Raw genomic sequence first — 15,403 nt, forward strand, 5'->3', positions numbered from 1 at the left:
TTTAAAAAATAGCCTCACGCACAATCGTTTCTTCGCGTCCGGGTCCAACTGCAACAATTTTTACCGGAATGCCGGCCAAGTCTTCAATGCGTTTCACATACGCTTGAGCGGCTTGTGGCAGTTCGGCGAAGGTCCTGCACTTGGAGGTATCTTCTTGCCAACCGGGCATGCTTTCATAAATAGGTTCAACCCGCTGCAAATCATCAAGTGAGGCAGGGAAATGCTGAATTTCCTTGCCATCCAGCCGGTAGCCGGTAGCAATTTTAACGGTTTCACAGGTGTCCAAGACATCCAGCTTCATGAGGGCAAGGGCCGTCATCCCCGACAAGCGAACGGCATATTTCACCACGCTCATATCCAGCCAACCGCAGCGACGGGTCCGGCCGGTCACAGTACCAAATTCATGGCCACGCGACTGCAGTAAATGACCCACTTCATCTTCCAGTTCTGTTGGGAAGGGGCCGGCACCAACACGTGTTGTATAGGCTTTGACAATGCCTAAGACATTTTGAATGCGCCAAGGGGCAACCCCGGCGCCAACAGCTGCACCGCCGGATATGGGGTTTGAAGACGTTACAAAGGGGTAGGTCCCATGGTCCAAATCCAATAGGGTTCCCTGGGCGCCTTCAAACATGACTTTTTTACCGGCTTCCAGCGCTTCATGTAAAAGCCAGGAGGTATCACAGACCATACCGTCTAAAAAGGCCGTATCTTCGGTCATTTGCGCCATAACATCTTCAATGTCAAAGGCTTCTTCACCATAAAGGCGGGTCAGCAAATTATTTTTAATGGGCAGGACTTCCTCGAGCCGGCTTCTAAACCGGTCGCGGTCCAAAAGATCCCCTATACGCAAGCCGATGCGGGCACATTTATCCATATAGCAGGGGCCAATGCCGTTTTTCGTGGTGCCAATTTTTAAATTGCCTTTTGCCTTTTCTTCACATTCGTCCTGACGAATATGATAGGGCATAATTAAATGGCAGCGATCGCTGATCCGCAACCGCGAAACGTCAATATGACGCGCCTTCAGGTATTCCATTTCACGACGCAGCACCTGAATATCAACCACGACACCGTTGCCGATAACGCAAGTGGCATTTCCGTTGATAATTCCGGAGGGGATCAAGCGCAGCTTAAATTCTTCCCCCTTGACCACTACTGTATGTCCGGCATTATTGCCGCCTTGGTAGCGCACAACCAAATCAGCTTCTTCCGCCAAGTAATCCGTTACCTTACCTTTTCCTTCATCGCCCCATTGAGCGCCCAGTAATACCAGTCCCGGCATACCCTTCACCTCATTTATTTGATCATAAGTTCCTGTAAACACAAAAAACTCAAACAGTAGACATTTGATGTGAACTGTTTGAGTAGCGGTTTCCCGTTACACCTTATTCTAACAAGTTTTCCGCGCAGGGTCAATTGATGAGGGCAGCTCGTACATCAGATTCACTGTCGGGTTTTCTTGGACCAGCTCGCGGAAAAGCGATAGTAAGGCATTCCCGTAAGGGCCCAAGGCGTCAACCGCTTCATCCGCATGCAGAAATACGATGGTTAACTGGTCGCGAGCACTCAATTCATCCCATAAAGCGTCCAAATTCTCTCCATAAAACTCAGATAGGTGAAATTGTTTTTTCAAATAGCGGTGTAATTCCTGTCGATTGAGCATCTCATTGCCGTCCAAAATAATCATGCAGGCCCCTCCTCACTAATGTCTGTAAAATGTCGGTAATGATCCTTTGTGTAGTAAATCCTTCCCTCACGATTGTAGACCAGCCGCTCTGCATTGCGCGGTCCACCCTCATAATTTACGTCGCACTCCCAATAGCTGTCCTTGGGCAAAATTCCTTCTCGATTATAAAAACGGTCACCACCAATGGTGGCCATCGGGGCAAGGTCGCGCAAATTACCTGCTTCAGCCTGCCAGCCTTGGGCACGTGCTGCCTGTTTCGTCATATAATTTGCCGGCAACTTGTGATAGGCGCGCAGATAGGCAGCTACCGAAGGGGCATCCGAATAAAGGCCGTCTTCTGCAACCGTTCCGGTGGTGCTGGATGCTATAGCCGCCGTACTGGTATCCGTCGGTGCATTTGCTTGCGGCGCGCAGGCGCTTAAAAGAAAGGCCAGAACCAGGCACAAGACCCCTGTCAATCGGCCAGCGTATTTGATCATATCAGTTCAACCTCATTGACTGCTTTTAGCCGGCGAATACTGCCCTTGCTTTCCAAAAAGAAAAAGGTCGCTTTTTCAAATATTCGATCACTTAGGCGCGCGCCATACCTATCGGCAATTTCATTGCCTTTTAAGTTGGTGTTGATCATCCAGCTGCGGCAACTGTTGTTGCGGTCTTCGATCAAATCTGTTAATTGAGCGATGACAAACTCGCTGATTGATTCTCGCCCCAAGTCATCAATGATGAGAAGATCACAGTGTTTTGCCCGCCACATTTCCCGGCCGGCACCATCCTTATCGTATAAGTCGCTCCGCAAATTTTCCATGAATTGATCGGCCCGCACATAGCGGACGCTTAGCCCTTCAGCCAAGGCCGCAGAGGCCGTTGCCACCGCCAAGTGGGTCTTGCCGCGCCCCACATCTGCCCGCAGGACCACATTGCCCAAAGGCTTGCCCTGGGCCAATTTATGAGCGAAGTCTTCCAGCCGCTTAACCTTGTCGGCAGCCTCGCTTTCCGGTGTATACAAGTTGACGTCAAAATTCTCAAAACGCATCGTAGCGTAATTTTCCGGCAAGCCGGCCTCCCCTAAACGGCGAATCCGTCTTTCATCTGCCCGGCAGACGCAAGGCTCACCATTTTTCCTAAAGCCGCGATCTTCACAAAGGGGGCAGTCCCAGTCTGGCGTATAGGCCTGCGGATCAATGCCATAGCGGTCAAGCAAGTCTTCTTTTTGCGCCGCTAAGGCCTTGTAGCGCTCATCCAATTCGGTCGTCAATCCCGGCGCCGTCACCGCTTCACGCAGCAAGCGAGCGACCAGCGCATTCTGTGCCTGGTCAAGGGCGGCCAAATCCGGATGAGCTGCATGAATTCGGGCCACACGGGCATCGCGCGCCCACTGCTTTTTTAAGCGCTTATTATTGATATCTGCCATCTCATTCCTCCAGGCTGTCGTAGTCTTCCGGCGTATGTGCTTGGAAATCCCGGTTGCCAATCTGCTTGCGGTTCCCGCGAATACGCTCTTTGCTGGCAGCGTCACGCTCTTGACGGCGTTGATAAACGGCTTGAGGGGTCTTAAGGTTGTCCTTGTGCCAACTTTCCAAAACCCGATCAATATAGCCAATGGATGGATTATCGGCATTAATGGTTTCATCGGCCGCCAAAAGAATCATCTCATGGCTGAAAGACCAGTCCTGCTGCCACTTCATATAATAGTTTTTCTGCGCTTCCGTCGGTTGATTGTACTTACCGATCCGCTGAAGGACTTCTCGCACTTTTTTAACGCCATAATCCAATTGTTCGCAAAAGGTTTGAAAATCTGCAACGGTTTCAACACCGGCCTGACCAGCCATATGGCAAAAGGCCGAAAAAGTATAGTATTTGCGCCGGTAATTGTCCGCATAAGCCAAAAAGGCCTGATAAACAAGTTCTTCCGGCCAACCGTACTTTTGCAAAACCTGAAGCAAGTCACGTTTATCCCGTTCAGATAAAAATCGACCGCTCGCCTGTTCATACCGTTTTACCAGGCGGGCATAAACCGCCGGCAAAGGCATTCGCTTAGGCCTTTCTGCCGTTGCATCGCCCTGGGCCAGTTGCAACATCGGTTCAAATGATAAACCATTCTCACCTTGCAGCACAAACCCGCGCTCTTCCAGCAAATGCACCGCTCTTTCCGCTCTCGCATCGCCCGGTTTTACGCAACCTTCAATATACAAAAGGTAGGTCAAGGCCCCCCATTCTTCTAAGGTTAAATCCATACCGTCCAAATACGCCAGCAAGCGGCGCGGAACGGCAACGGCGCCCCCTTGAAGTAACCAGCTCAACAACTGTGCCAGTGTCCTCACCCTCTATTCTTTATAAATACCGGTCACACGCACATCAATGGAACGAACGCTTAAACCGGTGATATTTTCCACCATTTGAATGCTTTCTTCCTGAAAATACTGCACTGCCTGCTGAATCGGCGTGCCGAAGCGCACATTTGCTTCACATTGAATGCGCACACCCCAGTCATTAATATCTACACTCGTTTTTATCGACCGCCCCAGTCGCTCATGTTCCTTGGCCAAATGGTTCACCAGCTGAATGACCACCTGTTCTGAAATGCTGACCTTCCCAAATTGAGAGAACTTTGGCCGCACAATGGACTTTTCCAAGGGCCGTTCATTGCCCTTTTTACGCATAAACAGCTCTTTAATGGGGCGAATCCAAATACCTGGGAAATTTTTCCGCACTTCTACGGCCGAAAGCGGGATGACATGCTTCCCTTCCCGGCGCATTTCCTGCGCCAAAGCCATCTCTTCAGCTGACACCACATCATGTATAAATATGGTCTGCTTGAGCGCTGGCAAGGCCAAGGCCTGGCCAATGCGGTCAATCATATGTTCACTGGTCCCTAAAAGCAAAAGCCGTTTCGGGGCTTCTTTTTGCAGGGTATGGCGCATATCCGCTGCACATTTCGGATCCATAAAAATAGCCGTCTTAACAGCTGCGACCATGGTGGGCTCAGCCTTGGCCGATTGCCCGGCGATTTTTTTGCCCATGTGAATCAAAAGACCGTCATCAATAATATAGTCAATGTCATATTGCTGCGCCACTTCCGTAGCATGATGGCTTTTACCGGTCCCGCTCGGCCCAATCAATGCAAATACATCCATTTAGCTCCGCCCCCAATCAATTGGCAGGAAGCCGTCAAAAAACGCTTCCGTCTCTGTAAAACGGGATTTCATAACGATAATATCAAGTCCTGCTGCTTTTGCTTGCGCCATGGCATCGGCTAAAGGGGCATCGTTTTGCCGGTTAAAAATCAGCTCATCAACTGCTTGTCCCATGGTGATCATCAGCAGGACACATCGATAGCCGGCTGCAGACAGTTCCAACATGCTTTCCACATGTTGACGCCCCCGCACTGTAGGGGCGTCCGGAAAAAGAGCGGTATGACCCTTCTTGAAATTGGCCGATTTCACCTCTAAAATGGTTGGCTTTTCCCCTGCTTCCAGGAAAAAATCAAACCGGTGACGGCCAATTTTCATTTCCCGCCGCCAAGAACCCTTTAACCCATACGGCGCAAGCAAGCCCGATGCCAACCACCGGTCTGCCAACTCATTGGCATAGGCCGCCCGCAGGCAAACCCAGGCGCCATCTTGATCAATCAGAAAAAGATCGTACTTGGTCTTGCGCGCCGGATTATGTGCCGGTGCTATTTTCACAGCCCGCCCCGGAATCAACAATTCTCGCATCCGGCCCGTATTGGCCAAATGCGCGTCAACCGCTTGACCATCAGGCAGCTCTACTTGCGCAATAAAACGGTTGCGTCGCTGTATAAATGTAGCGTCAGTCAGTTCAGGTAATTTAATCATTGCCCCTCCTCCCTTTTATTATACTGAAATCCCGAATCAATTGCCACGCCAATAAAAAAAGACACAGAACGAATTCTGTGTCTCCCTATCTTTTAGCCGACAATTTCAAGATTTACAGCAGCGACACCGCTGGAAATCATATTCAATTGCTGAGCTGCCGCCATGGACAGGTCAATGACGCGTCCCGGGGCAAAGGGGCCGCGATCTGTAATGCGGACGACCACGGACAAGCCGTTATTTAAATTGGTCACCTTAACCCGGGTCCCGAAGGGCAGGGTTTTATGGGCAGCGGTTAAATCATACATATTAAAGGGTTCGCCACTAGCAGTGTAATTGCCGTGTAAGGCGGCGCCATACCAAGTGGCTTGTCCGGATTGATAATAGGTGCAGGTTTCCGCTGGTGCCGCAGGTGCTTGCGGTTTCGGTTCGGCGACATAGGCTTCCAAATGGCGAAGGCCTACCTTACCGTCCTGGTTAACTGGTGTAATGGCCAAGGCCCCTGTCGTGCGATTGGTGCTGACACTTGCTTGGTCTAGGACGTCCATAAAGAAGTGCAGCGGTAGCATGAGGGAACCGTTGACATTTTGGTAGCCAAAGGTTTGGTCCCCTGATGTTAAGGTCTGGTTGTCTGCATGAAGAATCAATTGATGGCTTTGACCGCCGGCTTCCAGTACCAACTTGGTGCGTGCCTCATTACCAACCCATTTGATGGTAACCCCTGTCTGTTCCAATACACTCCGGAGCGGATAGTAGGTCAAATCACCGGAAGTCTTAATCATATCTACTTGATTCCACAAAATAGGTTCAGCGGCTTGTGCCATCCCTACGCTGGTCAATAAAAAGGCCCCCAAAGCAAAAGATGCAAGGGCAGATTTAATGGTCTTAGTCATAAAAATATTTGTCCTCCTCTAATAAAATCTAACACGCATGAAATTTTACTGGAGAAGTAACCATTATGCAAGGTCAAGCCATCTGCAAGCAAAAAAGCCGCTCAGCTTAAAAATTTTTCTAAATAGCGCTGCTGACTACAAAAAGAAAAACCGCACCACCATCGCGTTCATACGCAAGAGAAGGTGCGGCCGTTCAATTGTTTTTGCTAATCCTAGGAGAGGGTTAAAAAGAGGTCATTCTTATTAGATAAGATTATTGTTCAAATTATTATTTCTTATAAAATACAAGCTGGTTACAGTTCGCCATATTTTACCGGGCTTGTAAAAAAGTTACAATTCATTTACCGGCAGTCAAGCCTAAGCTGACTTTCAGCGCCTGGTCTACTTGCTTAATCAAGTCCCCATCAAGGTGACATATTTTTTTATGCAGACGGCTTTTATCAATCGTACGAATTTGTTCCGCTAAGATAATGCTCCCGGCTTCAATGGCTTTTTCATCGGCGGGAATGGGAATATGTGTCGGAATGTGCCCATGCTCACTTTTGGTGGTAATCGGCAAAATAATCGTCGTTGGACTATGATAATTGCCGACATCATTCTGGACAATAAGAACCGGCCGGAAGCCATCCTGCTCGCAACCCACAACAGGGCTTAAATCTGCATAATAAACATCGCCACGAAGCAGATCGCGCTTATTTTTTCGATATTTTTCATTCTCCACGGCGCAACTCCTCAGCAATTACGTCAATCAAATCCCCTGCCAAGGTGGCATTTTCACCAAACCGTTCAGCACACCGTTGGCCACATTGCCCATGGAGGGCCACGGCCAATCCGGCGGCTTCATAGCAGGGTCTGTCTTGTCCCACAAAAGCAGCGACCAGACCTGCCAGGACATCTCCTGAACCGGCGGTGGCCAAGGCCGGTGTATTGATGCCATTTACGGCACTCCGTCCGTCTGCTGCTGCTACAACCGTTTGGAAGCCCTTGAGCACCAGGGTCACACCATTTTCTGCAGCATAGGCTTTGGCCATCAGCAAGCGTGAGCGGTCATCCCCCTCTTCTTTGGGGTTTAGCCGGCGAAATTCACCGGGATGCGGTGTCAGAATAACCTCACCTGTATGCTCCGCCAAGACGGTCTGCGGTTGCCGCGCCAAGAGGGTAAGCCCATCGGCGTCAATCACCAGGGGAATATCTGCATGATCCAGCAAATAGCGCAGGGTTTCTTCCTTGGCCTCATCAAGGCCAAGGCCGGGACCGATTAAAACAACGTCCGCCCGTTCCAGCAACCAATCTACAGCCGAACTACTCGGCCATTGCACCGGACGCACCATGGCTTCCGGCAAAACCGTTGCCACTTCATGATAGACGCGTTTGTCCACCAAGACGCTGACCAATCCGGCGCCTGCGCGTAAGGCAGCCTTAGCCGCTAAAACAGCAGCGCCACTCATGCCAAGAGAGCCGGCAATAATGCCCACATGGCCGAATTGATGTTTATGGCAATCCTTAGGCCGTTTTGGAAAGGCCTTTTTCAAATTTTCCTGGGTCAAAACGGTGGTCTGGATGTCCATGGAGGCCACAACCTCTTCAGGAATACCAATGTCAAGAACCTGCAATTCACCACAAACTTCGCGACCAAGGCCGCAAAAGAAGCCCATTTTCGGCACCGACAAGGTGAATGTATGCTGACACTGCAAGACCGCCCCTTCCGCTTGTCCATTGTCGCAGTTCAAACCGGATGGACAATCAATCGCCACCACCGGCACTTCGCGCTCATTCACGATGGTGATGACCTCGCGCACCAGAGGTGAAACCGGCCGATTCAGGCCCACGCCGAACATGGCATCTATGAGCAAATCACTGTGGTTGATATTGGCCTTTAATAAGCGCAGCTGGGCTTCTCGCTGGATGTCAAAGACCCGCACAGACAAATGATCGATGATTTTCCGGTTAACGGCATGATCTTGGCTGGTTTTCTTATCGCTTGCTTCATTGATTATGTATACGGCAACTTTGGCGCCTTTTAGGTGGAGCATGCGGGCTACTGCCAGACCGTCGCCGCCGTTATTGCCCGGGCCGCACAAAAACATAATGCGGCGGTCTAGAAGATCCGGATAGGTGTTAAATAAAGCTTCTGTGACGCTGCGCGCTGCGTTTTCCATTAAAATCAGGGATGGGAAATGCCATTGATTGATGGCGCGCGCATCTAATTCCTTCATCTCCTGACGATTCAGCAAGTACAAACTTTTCCCTCCAGTATAACAACAGCGATGGCCATTTCTCGTTCATGGCTGAGGCTCACCTGCCAGCGCTCAATGCCCATCTCACCTGCTATGGCCAGCGCTTTTTCACTTAATATCAGCTGCGGTCGGCCCTTATCGTCATGCAAAACTTCAACATCGTGCCAGCCCAAGGGCCCTAAGCCAAGGCCAAAAGCCTTAAAGGCCGCTTCCTTGGCGGCAAAGCGAGCGGCCAACCGCTCTGCAGACCTGCCGATGTATGCCCTTTCTTCCGCCGTACAAATGCGGGCACAGAATTGCTCATGACGTGACCACGCCTCACGAATCCGTGCAACGGAGCATAAATCTGTGCCGATGCCAACGACCGCCATTATATGCCTAAGACCGCATCGATTTCATCGGCAATCTCATGGGCCAATTGATCGATTTCTGCTTTGTTTTCGCCCTCAACCATCACCCGCAACAGGGGCTCCGTTCCTGAAGCCCGCACCAGGACGCGACCCGTCTCACCGAGTGCAGCTTCCACCCTGGCAATAACCGCTGAGATCCGTTCATCATCTGCCCAGGCATTTTTATCCCGTACTTTAACGTTAACCAAAATTTGCGGCATACGCTGCATGGAGGCCGCCAATTCTTTCAAAGACAGGCCCTGCCGCACCATAATATTGAGCAGCATCAAGGCCGAGAGCAGCCCATCACCGGTGCTGTTAATCCGTCTAAAAATAATATGTCCTGACTGTTCACCGCCGAGCACACCATCATGCGCCGTCAAGGCTTCATTAACATATCGATCACCAACCTGGGTTTCTACAAGATCAACCCCACTTTTTTTCATGGCCAATTTCAGCCCCAGGTTGCTCATAACGGTTACAACCAAAAGATTCGGATCCAGTTCACCACGTGCCTGCAAATCATGCGCATAAATAGACATCAGCTGGTCACCATCAATAACGCTTCCGTCAGCAGCCACCGCCAAGAACCGATCGGCATCCCCGTCAAAAGCCAGCCCAATGTCTGCTCCTTCAGCCAGGACAGCCTCAATGAGCCCATCCATATGCGTCGACCCGCAGTCGGCGTTAATGTTAACCCCATCCGGATGGTTGGCCCGCATAATAACTTTTAAGCCCAAGTCGGAAAATAATTTTTCCGCAATGGGGCTGGCTGAACCATTGGCACAATCAACGACAGCTTTTAACGAGCAAGCTTTAAACTGCGCTTGTTGGAGGAGAAAATCCTTATACCGTTCAACGGCTTCCCCATCGTACATCACTTGGCCGATGGCATCTTCCGCTGCGTAGGGAAGTTCAGCCGTCTTTTCCACTAAACGAGCAATCTCATCTTCTTTGTCATCACTTAATTTCAATCCGGCTTGGTTAAAGAACTTAATCCCGTTATCCCAATAGGGATTGTGAGAAGCGGAAATCACCACACCGGCCACCGCATGATAAGTACGGACAAGCCAGGCCACCGCCGGCGTGGGAATAAGTCCGCAGCTGATGACATCCATGCCGGTGGCGGTCAATCCGGCAGTCAGGGCCGCTTCCAACATTTGACCGGATAAGCGGCTGTCGCGGCCGATGACAACGGTGCGGTGGTCTCCTTGGGCATCAGCGGCCAAAACAGTGCCCGCTGCCCGTCCCAGGCGATATGCCAATTCAGGCGTCAAGGTCTGGCCGACTCTTCCGCGCACGCCATCTGTTCCAAATAAATTATTCATTCTTATCTCCTATATTAAGTAATCGTCACTGTTACTTGTTGTGGCACCACTTGCTCCACAACCGATCCGTCACTGGTATAAGCATTGACATCCACCCGGTGTTGACCAACACCTAAACCTGATGCATCAACAACGGCATAGACTTGGGTAGACCCACCGATTGGCACATACCTGACCCGTACCATCGACTGATTAAGTTCAGCATTTAAACCGGTGCTCAGCTGTTGTATCTCGATGGGGATCTCCGCTTCAAGAGACGCTTCTTTTTTCTTTGCAAACGACAGATTTACCCGAATATCCCCTTTACCTGCGGCGCGTACCCCTTGAGGCAGTTTCAAGGACACAGTGACTTGGCGATTATTTTGCATATTGGTAATGTCAATCGTCTCTGTTGTGACTTGATCAACATCCGCCAGAATATCTGCCGGACCGCTAACCGTGATGGTCTCAGGTTCCGCCTTGGCAGCGGTCAACACATAGCCGTCCGCAGCTTTCCCGTTCACTGTAGGAACCACAGCAACCGTCTTCTCTCTTGCATCCTTGTTCAGGGTAATCGTCAAATTAACACTTTTTGGTTTCACGACGACCCCCGTCAAGTGCAAGACCTGACCTTTCGCGTCTAAAAGCACCACCGGCAAGTCCAATACACCTGACTCGTAAATATCTCCTAATTGAACCTGGACAACTGCTTTAGCAACGTTTTTAAGCACACCGGGGTCACCGGCAACAAAAACGTCGCCCGGTTGGGCCTGGTAAGATTTGACCTTTTCACCATTCGGCAAGGCACCGATTTCCTGAACTTGCACCGGGAACCTTTTCCCGTCCAACCGCTCTGCCGTTACAACGATTTCACCTGGAGACACCTTCGTCACCTGTACATGCCCCGGCGATTTGACATTAACCGGCACCGTGTTATCGCCGACACGCACCTTGCTCAAGTCCACCGATGCCGTAAAATCACCGGCTGTAAGGGATTCAAACTGGTTGGTCCGTGCCCGCACCGTAATAGAAACCTGTTTCGTCGGACTGTTAACGGACATTTCTTCATCTAAATGCTCATAGGTCACCGGCACTTGAAAATACCGTGTTTCAAACGGGTTCTTTTCAATGCCCACGTAAAACCACAGCAAAACAGCCAGGCCCAAAGCCAATATTTTCAGACCTGGATTTTTTATTTCCGGTTTTTTCATTGAAACACCTGCCACTTCTTCCAAAAGGGAAGCTGCCCTTCATGCTGCACCAAGGCTTCCTGTAAAAATTGGTTGGTCTCCTTAAAAGACAAGTCATAGGACAGTTTCCCATCGCAAGCAATGGAAATGCTGCCCGTTTCTTCAGAAACAATACAGACCACCGCATCGCTGACTTCCGTTAAGCCAATTCCAGCCCGATGGCGCGTGCCAAGAGCCTTTGAAATATTGCGGTTATCGGACAAGGGCAAGTAACAGCTGGCCGCTACAATACGATCGCCATCAATAATCACCGCCCCATCATGAAGTGGCGTATTAATGACAAAAATATTATTCAGCAAGGCCGTTGAGACCAAAGCATCCAATTGGATGCCCGTGGCCGTATACTCTTCCAACCGACTCTCACGTGCAATAACAATTAAGACCCCTGTTTTCGTACCGGCAGAGGCCTGCAAGCAGCCCATAATCCGGTCAATACGGCGCGTAACCGCATCTTCCGCTTCACTAACCCGTCGACGGCGCCAGACCTTCCCCTTACCGAGTTTTTCAAGCGCCCGCCGCATCTCCGGCGCAAAAATAACAGGAATCGCCACAATCAACATCCGCTGAACTTGCACCAAAACCCAATTAATCGTCGACAGGCCAATCAATTCACTAAAGGCACTGAAGGCAATAAGGATCAAAATCCCCTTTGCCAACTGCTCGGCCCGGGTGCCGGAAATCATTTCAATAATTTTATAAATAACAAAAGCGATGATTAAAATATCCAAAATGTTGATTGGATAAACAATCGCCGGTAAACCCTGCATAAAGCTCTGCATAACATCACCTTTCCGTTACGTGATGCGTACTCCATCTTATGTATTCTTCCTCTAGTGTACAACAATTGGGCTGTTTTTTCATCTGTAAATAAATAAAATGAGTATCGCTTTTGCTCTTTTCAGCTAAAAGCCGCAAGAAACAAAAGTGATACTCAGACGATATGATTTTCATTTCTATATCCTATATTTTAAAATTACTCTACTCCGTTCTCTGAAATCATTCGAAATACATTTTTTATATATTCTAAAAGATCTTTTAGGTAAGGCTTCTTTTTTTCTTTATAAGCTAGGTAATAAATAATTTCATGAGTCTCATCTTCAATATCAACAGGAAGCAACTTTCCTGATTTAATATAAAAATCGTCATAAGCTAATAATTTTGGAAAGTAAGCAACAATATTACCATCATGAGATTCCGCAATGAGTTTTTTTATTACTTCTTGGTTGCTAAATGATAGTTGAAATCGTTCATCTATATTATTAATATAATAGAATTTCTTTTTATCAAATTGGCGATGATTGATGCTTACAGCAGTTAACTTGCTTAAATCCGAATGACAGACTTTATTTTTTTTTAACAAAGAGCTGTATTGGTTTACATACAGGCACATAAAATCTTTATAAACCGGTTCCCAGATAATATCATTTTTATTCGCTAAATATGTAATTCTTTCCACTTCATCACTCTCAATAAAGGAAAGTCCTATATCACAATTATAATTTTGAATTCTTTCTAAAACCTCATGAGGTTCAACTTCATATGAAGAAATAACGACATCATGATGCTCTTGTTGAAATTGGGAAATTGCTTTTAATAAGATATTATTGGAAAGTGTTGCAATGGATGCAATATTATATTGAATCACAGGATGATAATTACATTTTAAATCAAGCATTTTTTGATAAGTCATAAGAATCTGTTTTGCTAATGTTAAATATGCTTGCCCAAATTCTGTCATTTTAGCTCCTTGATGAGAGCGAATAAATATTTTTTCTCCAATTTCATTTTCTAATTGCGTCAAAGCCGTGCTCAAAGCCGAATGTGTCATATATAATCGCTCTGCAGCCTTGGAAAGAGAGCCAGCTTCTTCTATTGCTAGTAAGTATTCCAATACCTCAATCCTCATAAAGCAATCATTCCTTTCGAGAAAAAAGCGTACTTCCATTACTCTTTTTTAAAATCACTGTTGCTAAAAAGGGGATTATAATAATTTGAATTATAATTCCGGGGAGAGCTTTTATAAACATGGTAGATAAAAAAATAGACCACGTATATACTTCCCCATGGAATTGAAAAAATATAAAATAAAAAACACCTGAAAGTAATCGTCCTGCAAGCATTGCTGATATGAGTGCGACCATTGAAGAAAGATATACTCCAATATGCAGAAGTAAGCGTTGCATTAACAAACCAATGACAAACCCATAAGCAGAAAGTTCTATACACATAGATATTCCTACAGGATAAAGAGGAGGCATAGCCATTATAATAAAAGATGCTATTGGTAAAATTATACCACACATAAACCCTTCTTTTGGGCCGGAAAAAAGCCCACATAAAAGAGGTGCAAAATGCATTGGAAGTACTATGTTTCCTAATCCTACAGCATGAAATACAGGCGGTAAAATAATTCCTATAGCAATAAATACTCCTACTTGCGTAATAGATTTTGTATTCATAAGCCTCTCCTATTTTTAAAAAGCATTTTCTCAGGCCCAGTGATTATTTCTATATTATCTTTCTCAGCTGCTTCTCTTAGTAATGCTCTAGAGATTTCCATAGTTTCTAATTCTAATGTATTTTTTATTCTAATCAATTTTAGCTGTTCAAGATTTGTTTGGTGTGAAAATTTTATCGCTGCTTTAATCGCTAATTCTTCATCTGGCATAATCATTGGAATCTTTGCATTCTCAGATAGCGTGCTGGTAAGTGTATTGGTATATCCAGCTACTAAATCCATTTGACTAACTAAATTTTGAGTGACAACATCTGCAACACCAAGCCCGTTGGCATTTCCATGACTTTCATATGATAAATTTAAAAATGCTAGAGAAGTAGTTTGAAATCCCGTTGAATGAATTCCACTTGCAAATCGACCTGTTACGTTCGGATCTGCACCAGGCCCGCTATAATTTTTTCCAATTTCATTAACAATTAAGACATCAGCGTTCTCAAAAGGAATTTGAGGTATATTCTTTTTTGCAAGCTTCAGTAGTTGGGGCTCAACAGTAGGTATATTTTCCGGAAAAATGAAGTGAATTGATTGTGTTTCATCAAATGCATTTTCTAAAATTGCAACGCCGAACAAAATATTTCCTTGATTAAAAATATAGCGTCCTATTTTTTCGATCCTATCACCTAAAGTCTTAAAACCTGCTTTATGTATAGCTGCAGCTCCTGTCTGGTTGCCAAGACCAATAGAAGCAATTTTAAATAACCCACTTTCAACATTGTGCCTAAAAGACGTATGCGGTTTCACCCTATTAATTAACACAACAGCATCTAAAGAGGCAGCCATCTTATCCCAATAAACAGCCTCTCCATCAACGTTTGTCAATATAACGGTATCCATATTTTTTATAATAGGGACGCCCATCTTTTCTTCCGTAATCCCATATTCTGCTAAAATATCTTTTTGGCCATCTGCTGTTGCTCCCCCATGACTGCCCATCGCTGGAATGATGATAACATCGATATTTTTAAACTGTATTAAACAATCGACAAGAGATTTAACAATTTTATCTAGATTAGCAATTCCTCTACTACCAACAGCAATACCTATTTTTCTTTTATCTTTTATTCTACTGATTAACTCACTATAAAACTCATTTTTATAAAACTGATAATTTATTTCTTCAGAAATATTATCAATTTTTTCTTGTTTTAGTTTTTGTTTGATTTGATATGTCTCAGGTATAGTTATATTTTCCAAAAGCTTCTTTATTTTTTCTTTTTCATTTTTTTTATACATAATAAACTCCTAAAAAGATAAGGGAACAATTGGAATATTGTTCCCTTATAATT

Annotated in this window: 17 protein-coding genes; all 17 read right to left on the reverse strand. The window is 46.7% G+C overall.

Translation table 11 applies throughout. The annotated features are described in order from the left end of the window. Position 1: 1 nt before the first annotated feature. Complete coding sequence (locus tag BLQ16_RS01285) at positions 2-1,285, reverse strand: adenylosuccinate synthase (RefSeq protein ID WP_091790940.1); 1,284 nt, start codon at positions 1,283-1,285, stop codon at positions 2-4. A gap of 108 nt (positions 1,286-1,393) precedes the next feature. Beyond that, positions 1,394-1,690, reverse strand: a complete 297-nt coding sequence (locus BLQ16_RS01290; RefSeq protein ID WP_091790941.1) for a barstar family protein — start codon at positions 1,688-1,690, stop codon at positions 1,394-1,396. Further along, positions 1,687-2,169, reverse strand: coding sequence for a ribonuclease domain-containing protein (locus BLQ16_RS01295; RefSeq protein WP_091790942.1), 483 nt, complete (start codon positions 2,167-2,169; stop codon positions 1,687-1,689). Before BLQ16_RS01295 ends, BLQ16_RS01290 begins: the two co-directional genes overlap by 4 nt. Next, positions 2,166-3,101: an ATP-binding protein gene (locus BLQ16_RS01300; RefSeq protein ID WP_159427930.1), complete on the reverse strand. Its 936-nt coding sequence runs from the start codon at positions 3,099-3,101 to the stop codon at positions 2,166-2,168. Before BLQ16_RS01300 ends, BLQ16_RS01295 begins: the two co-directional genes overlap by 4 nt. 1 nt (position 3,102) lies before the next feature. Beyond that, on the reverse strand, positions 3,103-3,990 hold the full coding sequence (locus BLQ16_RS01305) for a DnaD domain-containing protein (RefSeq protein ID WP_144019640.1): 888 nt from the start codon (positions 3,988-3,990) through the stop codon (positions 3,103-3,105). 24 nt (positions 3,991-4,014) lie between these two features. Further along, positions 4,015-4,824 (reverse strand): Asp23/Gls24 family envelope stress response protein, encoded by an 810-nt coding sequence (locus tag BLQ16_RS01310; protein ID WP_091790945.1) that lies wholly within the window; start codon positions 4,822-4,824, stop codon positions 4,015-4,017. After that, complete coding sequence (gene sfsA, locus BLQ16_RS01315) at positions 4,825-5,526, reverse strand: DNA/RNA nuclease SfsA (RefSeq protein WP_091790946.1); 702 nt, start codon at positions 5,524-5,526, stop codon at positions 4,825-4,827. Positions 5,527-5,618: 92 nt separating this feature from the next. Then, positions 5,619-6,416, reverse strand: a complete 798-nt coding sequence (locus BLQ16_RS09865; RefSeq protein ID WP_091790947.1) for a septal ring lytic transglycosylase RlpA family protein — start codon at positions 6,414-6,416, stop codon at positions 5,619-5,621. Positions 6,417-6,753: 337 nt separating this feature from the next. Further along, positions 6,754-7,137: a type II toxin-antitoxin system PemK/MazF family toxin gene (locus BLQ16_RS01325; RefSeq protein WP_278308558.1), complete on the reverse strand. Its 384-nt coding sequence runs from the start codon at positions 7,135-7,137 to the stop codon at positions 6,754-6,756. Next, positions 7,127-8,656: an NAD(P)H-hydrate dehydratase gene (locus BLQ16_RS01330; protein ID WP_091790948.1), complete on the reverse strand. Its 1,530-nt coding sequence runs from the start codon at positions 8,654-8,656 to the stop codon at positions 7,127-7,129. Before BLQ16_RS01330 ends, BLQ16_RS01325 begins: the two co-directional genes overlap by 11 nt. Further along, entirely contained in the window at positions 8,644-9,024 is a 381-nt protein-coding gene (locus BLQ16_RS01335) for a holo-ACP synthase (protein ID WP_091790949.1), read from the reverse strand. The genes BLQ16_RS01330 and BLQ16_RS01335 overlap by 13 nt, the downstream gene beginning before the upstream one ends. After that, complete coding sequence (glmM, locus tag BLQ16_RS01340; RefSeq protein WP_091790950.1) at positions 9,024-10,370, reverse strand: phosphoglucosamine mutase; 1,347 nt, start codon at positions 10,368-10,370, stop codon at positions 9,024-9,026. The genes BLQ16_RS01335 and glmM overlap by 1 nt, the downstream gene beginning before the upstream one ends. A gap of 14 nt (positions 10,371-10,384) precedes the next feature. Further along, complete coding sequence (locus BLQ16_RS01345) at positions 10,385-11,560, reverse strand: CdaR family protein (RefSeq protein ID WP_091790951.1); 1,176 nt, start codon at positions 11,558-11,560, stop codon at positions 10,385-10,387. Then, complete coding sequence (gene cdaA, locus BLQ16_RS01350; protein ID WP_091790952.1) at positions 11,557-12,378, reverse strand: diadenylate cyclase CdaA; 822 nt, start codon at positions 12,376-12,378, stop codon at positions 11,557-11,559. The genes BLQ16_RS01345 and cdaA overlap by 4 nt, the downstream gene beginning before the upstream one ends. Positions 12,379-12,572: 194 nt before the next feature. Next, positions 12,573-13,490 (reverse strand): LysR family transcriptional regulator, encoded by a 918-nt coding sequence (locus tag BLQ16_RS01355; protein WP_159427931.1) that lies wholly within the window; start codon positions 13,488-13,490, stop codon positions 12,573-12,575. Between the two features lie 22 nt (positions 13,491-13,512). Beyond that, entirely contained in the window at positions 13,513-14,058 is a 546-nt protein-coding gene (locus tag BLQ16_RS01360; protein WP_091790954.1) for an ECF transporter S component, read from the reverse strand. Then, positions 14,055-15,350 carry a nickel pincer cofactor-dependent isomerase, group 22 gene (locus BLQ16_RS01365; RefSeq protein ID WP_091790955.1) on the reverse strand — a complete coding sequence of 432 codons (1,296 nt, stop codon included), beginning with the start codon at positions 15,348-15,350 and terminating at the stop codon, positions 14,055-14,057. The genes BLQ16_RS01360 and BLQ16_RS01365 overlap by 4 nt, the downstream gene beginning before the upstream one ends. Between the last annotated feature and the right edge of the window lie 53 nt (positions 15,351-15,403).

Origin of the sequence: Peptococcus niger (assembly GCF_900101835.1) — a bacterium.
In the GTDB taxonomy this organism is placed as follows: Bacteria; Bacillota; Peptococcia; order Peptococcales; family Peptococcaceae; genus Peptococcus; species Peptococcus niger.

Bases quoted from the DNA above. Each gene is read 5' to 3' on its own strand.
- cdaA (WP_091790952.1), bottom strand. From the start codon at position 12,378: ATGCAGAGCTTTATGCAGGGTTTACCGGCGATTGTTTATCCAATCAAC.
- BLQ16_RS01335 (WP_091790949.1), bottom strand. From the start codon at position 9,024: ATGGCGGTCGTTGGCATCGGCACAGATTTATGCTCCGTTGCACGGATT.
- BLQ16_RS01360 (WP_091790954.1), bottom strand. From the start codon at position 14,058: ATGAATACAAAATCTATTACGCAAGTAGGAGTATTTATTGCTATAGGA.
- BLQ16_RS01290 (WP_091790941.1), bottom strand. From the start codon at position 1,690: ATGATTATTTTGGACGGCAATGAGATGCTCAATCGACAGGAATTACAC.
- BLQ16_RS01295 (WP_091790942.1), bottom strand. From the start codon at position 2,169: ATGATCAAATACGCTGGCCGATTGACAGGGGTCTTGTGCCTGGTTCTG.
- BLQ16_RS09865 (WP_091790947.1), bottom strand. From the start codon at position 6,416: ATGACTAAGACCATTAAATCTGCCCTTGCATCTTTTGCTTTGGGGGCC.
- BLQ16_RS01365 (WP_091790955.1), bottom strand. From the start codon at position 15,350: ATGTATAAAAAAAATGAAAAAGAAAAAATAAAGAAGCTTTTGGAAAAT.
- BLQ16_RS01345 (WP_091790951.1), bottom strand. From the start codon at position 11,560: ATGAAAAAACCGGAAATAAAAAATCCAGGTCTGAAAATATTGGCTTTG.
- BLQ16_RS01300 (WP_159427930.1), bottom strand. From the start codon at position 3,101: ATGGCAGATATCAATAATAAGCGCTTAAAAAAGCAGTGGGCGCGCGAT.
- BLQ16_RS01285 (WP_091790940.1), bottom strand. From the start codon at position 1,285: ATGCCGGGACTGGTATTACTGGGCGCTCAATGGGGCGATGAAGGAAAA.
- BLQ16_RS01310 (WP_091790945.1), bottom strand. From the start codon at position 4,824: ATGGATGTATTTGCATTGATTGGGCCGAGCGGGACCGGTAAAAGCCAT.
- glmM (WP_091790950.1), bottom strand. From the start codon at position 10,370: ATGAATAATTTATTTGGAACAGATGGCGTGCGCGGAAGAGTCGGCCAG.
- sfsA (WP_091790946.1), bottom strand. From the start codon at position 5,526: ATGATTAAATTACCTGAACTGACTGACGCTACATTTATACAGCGACGC.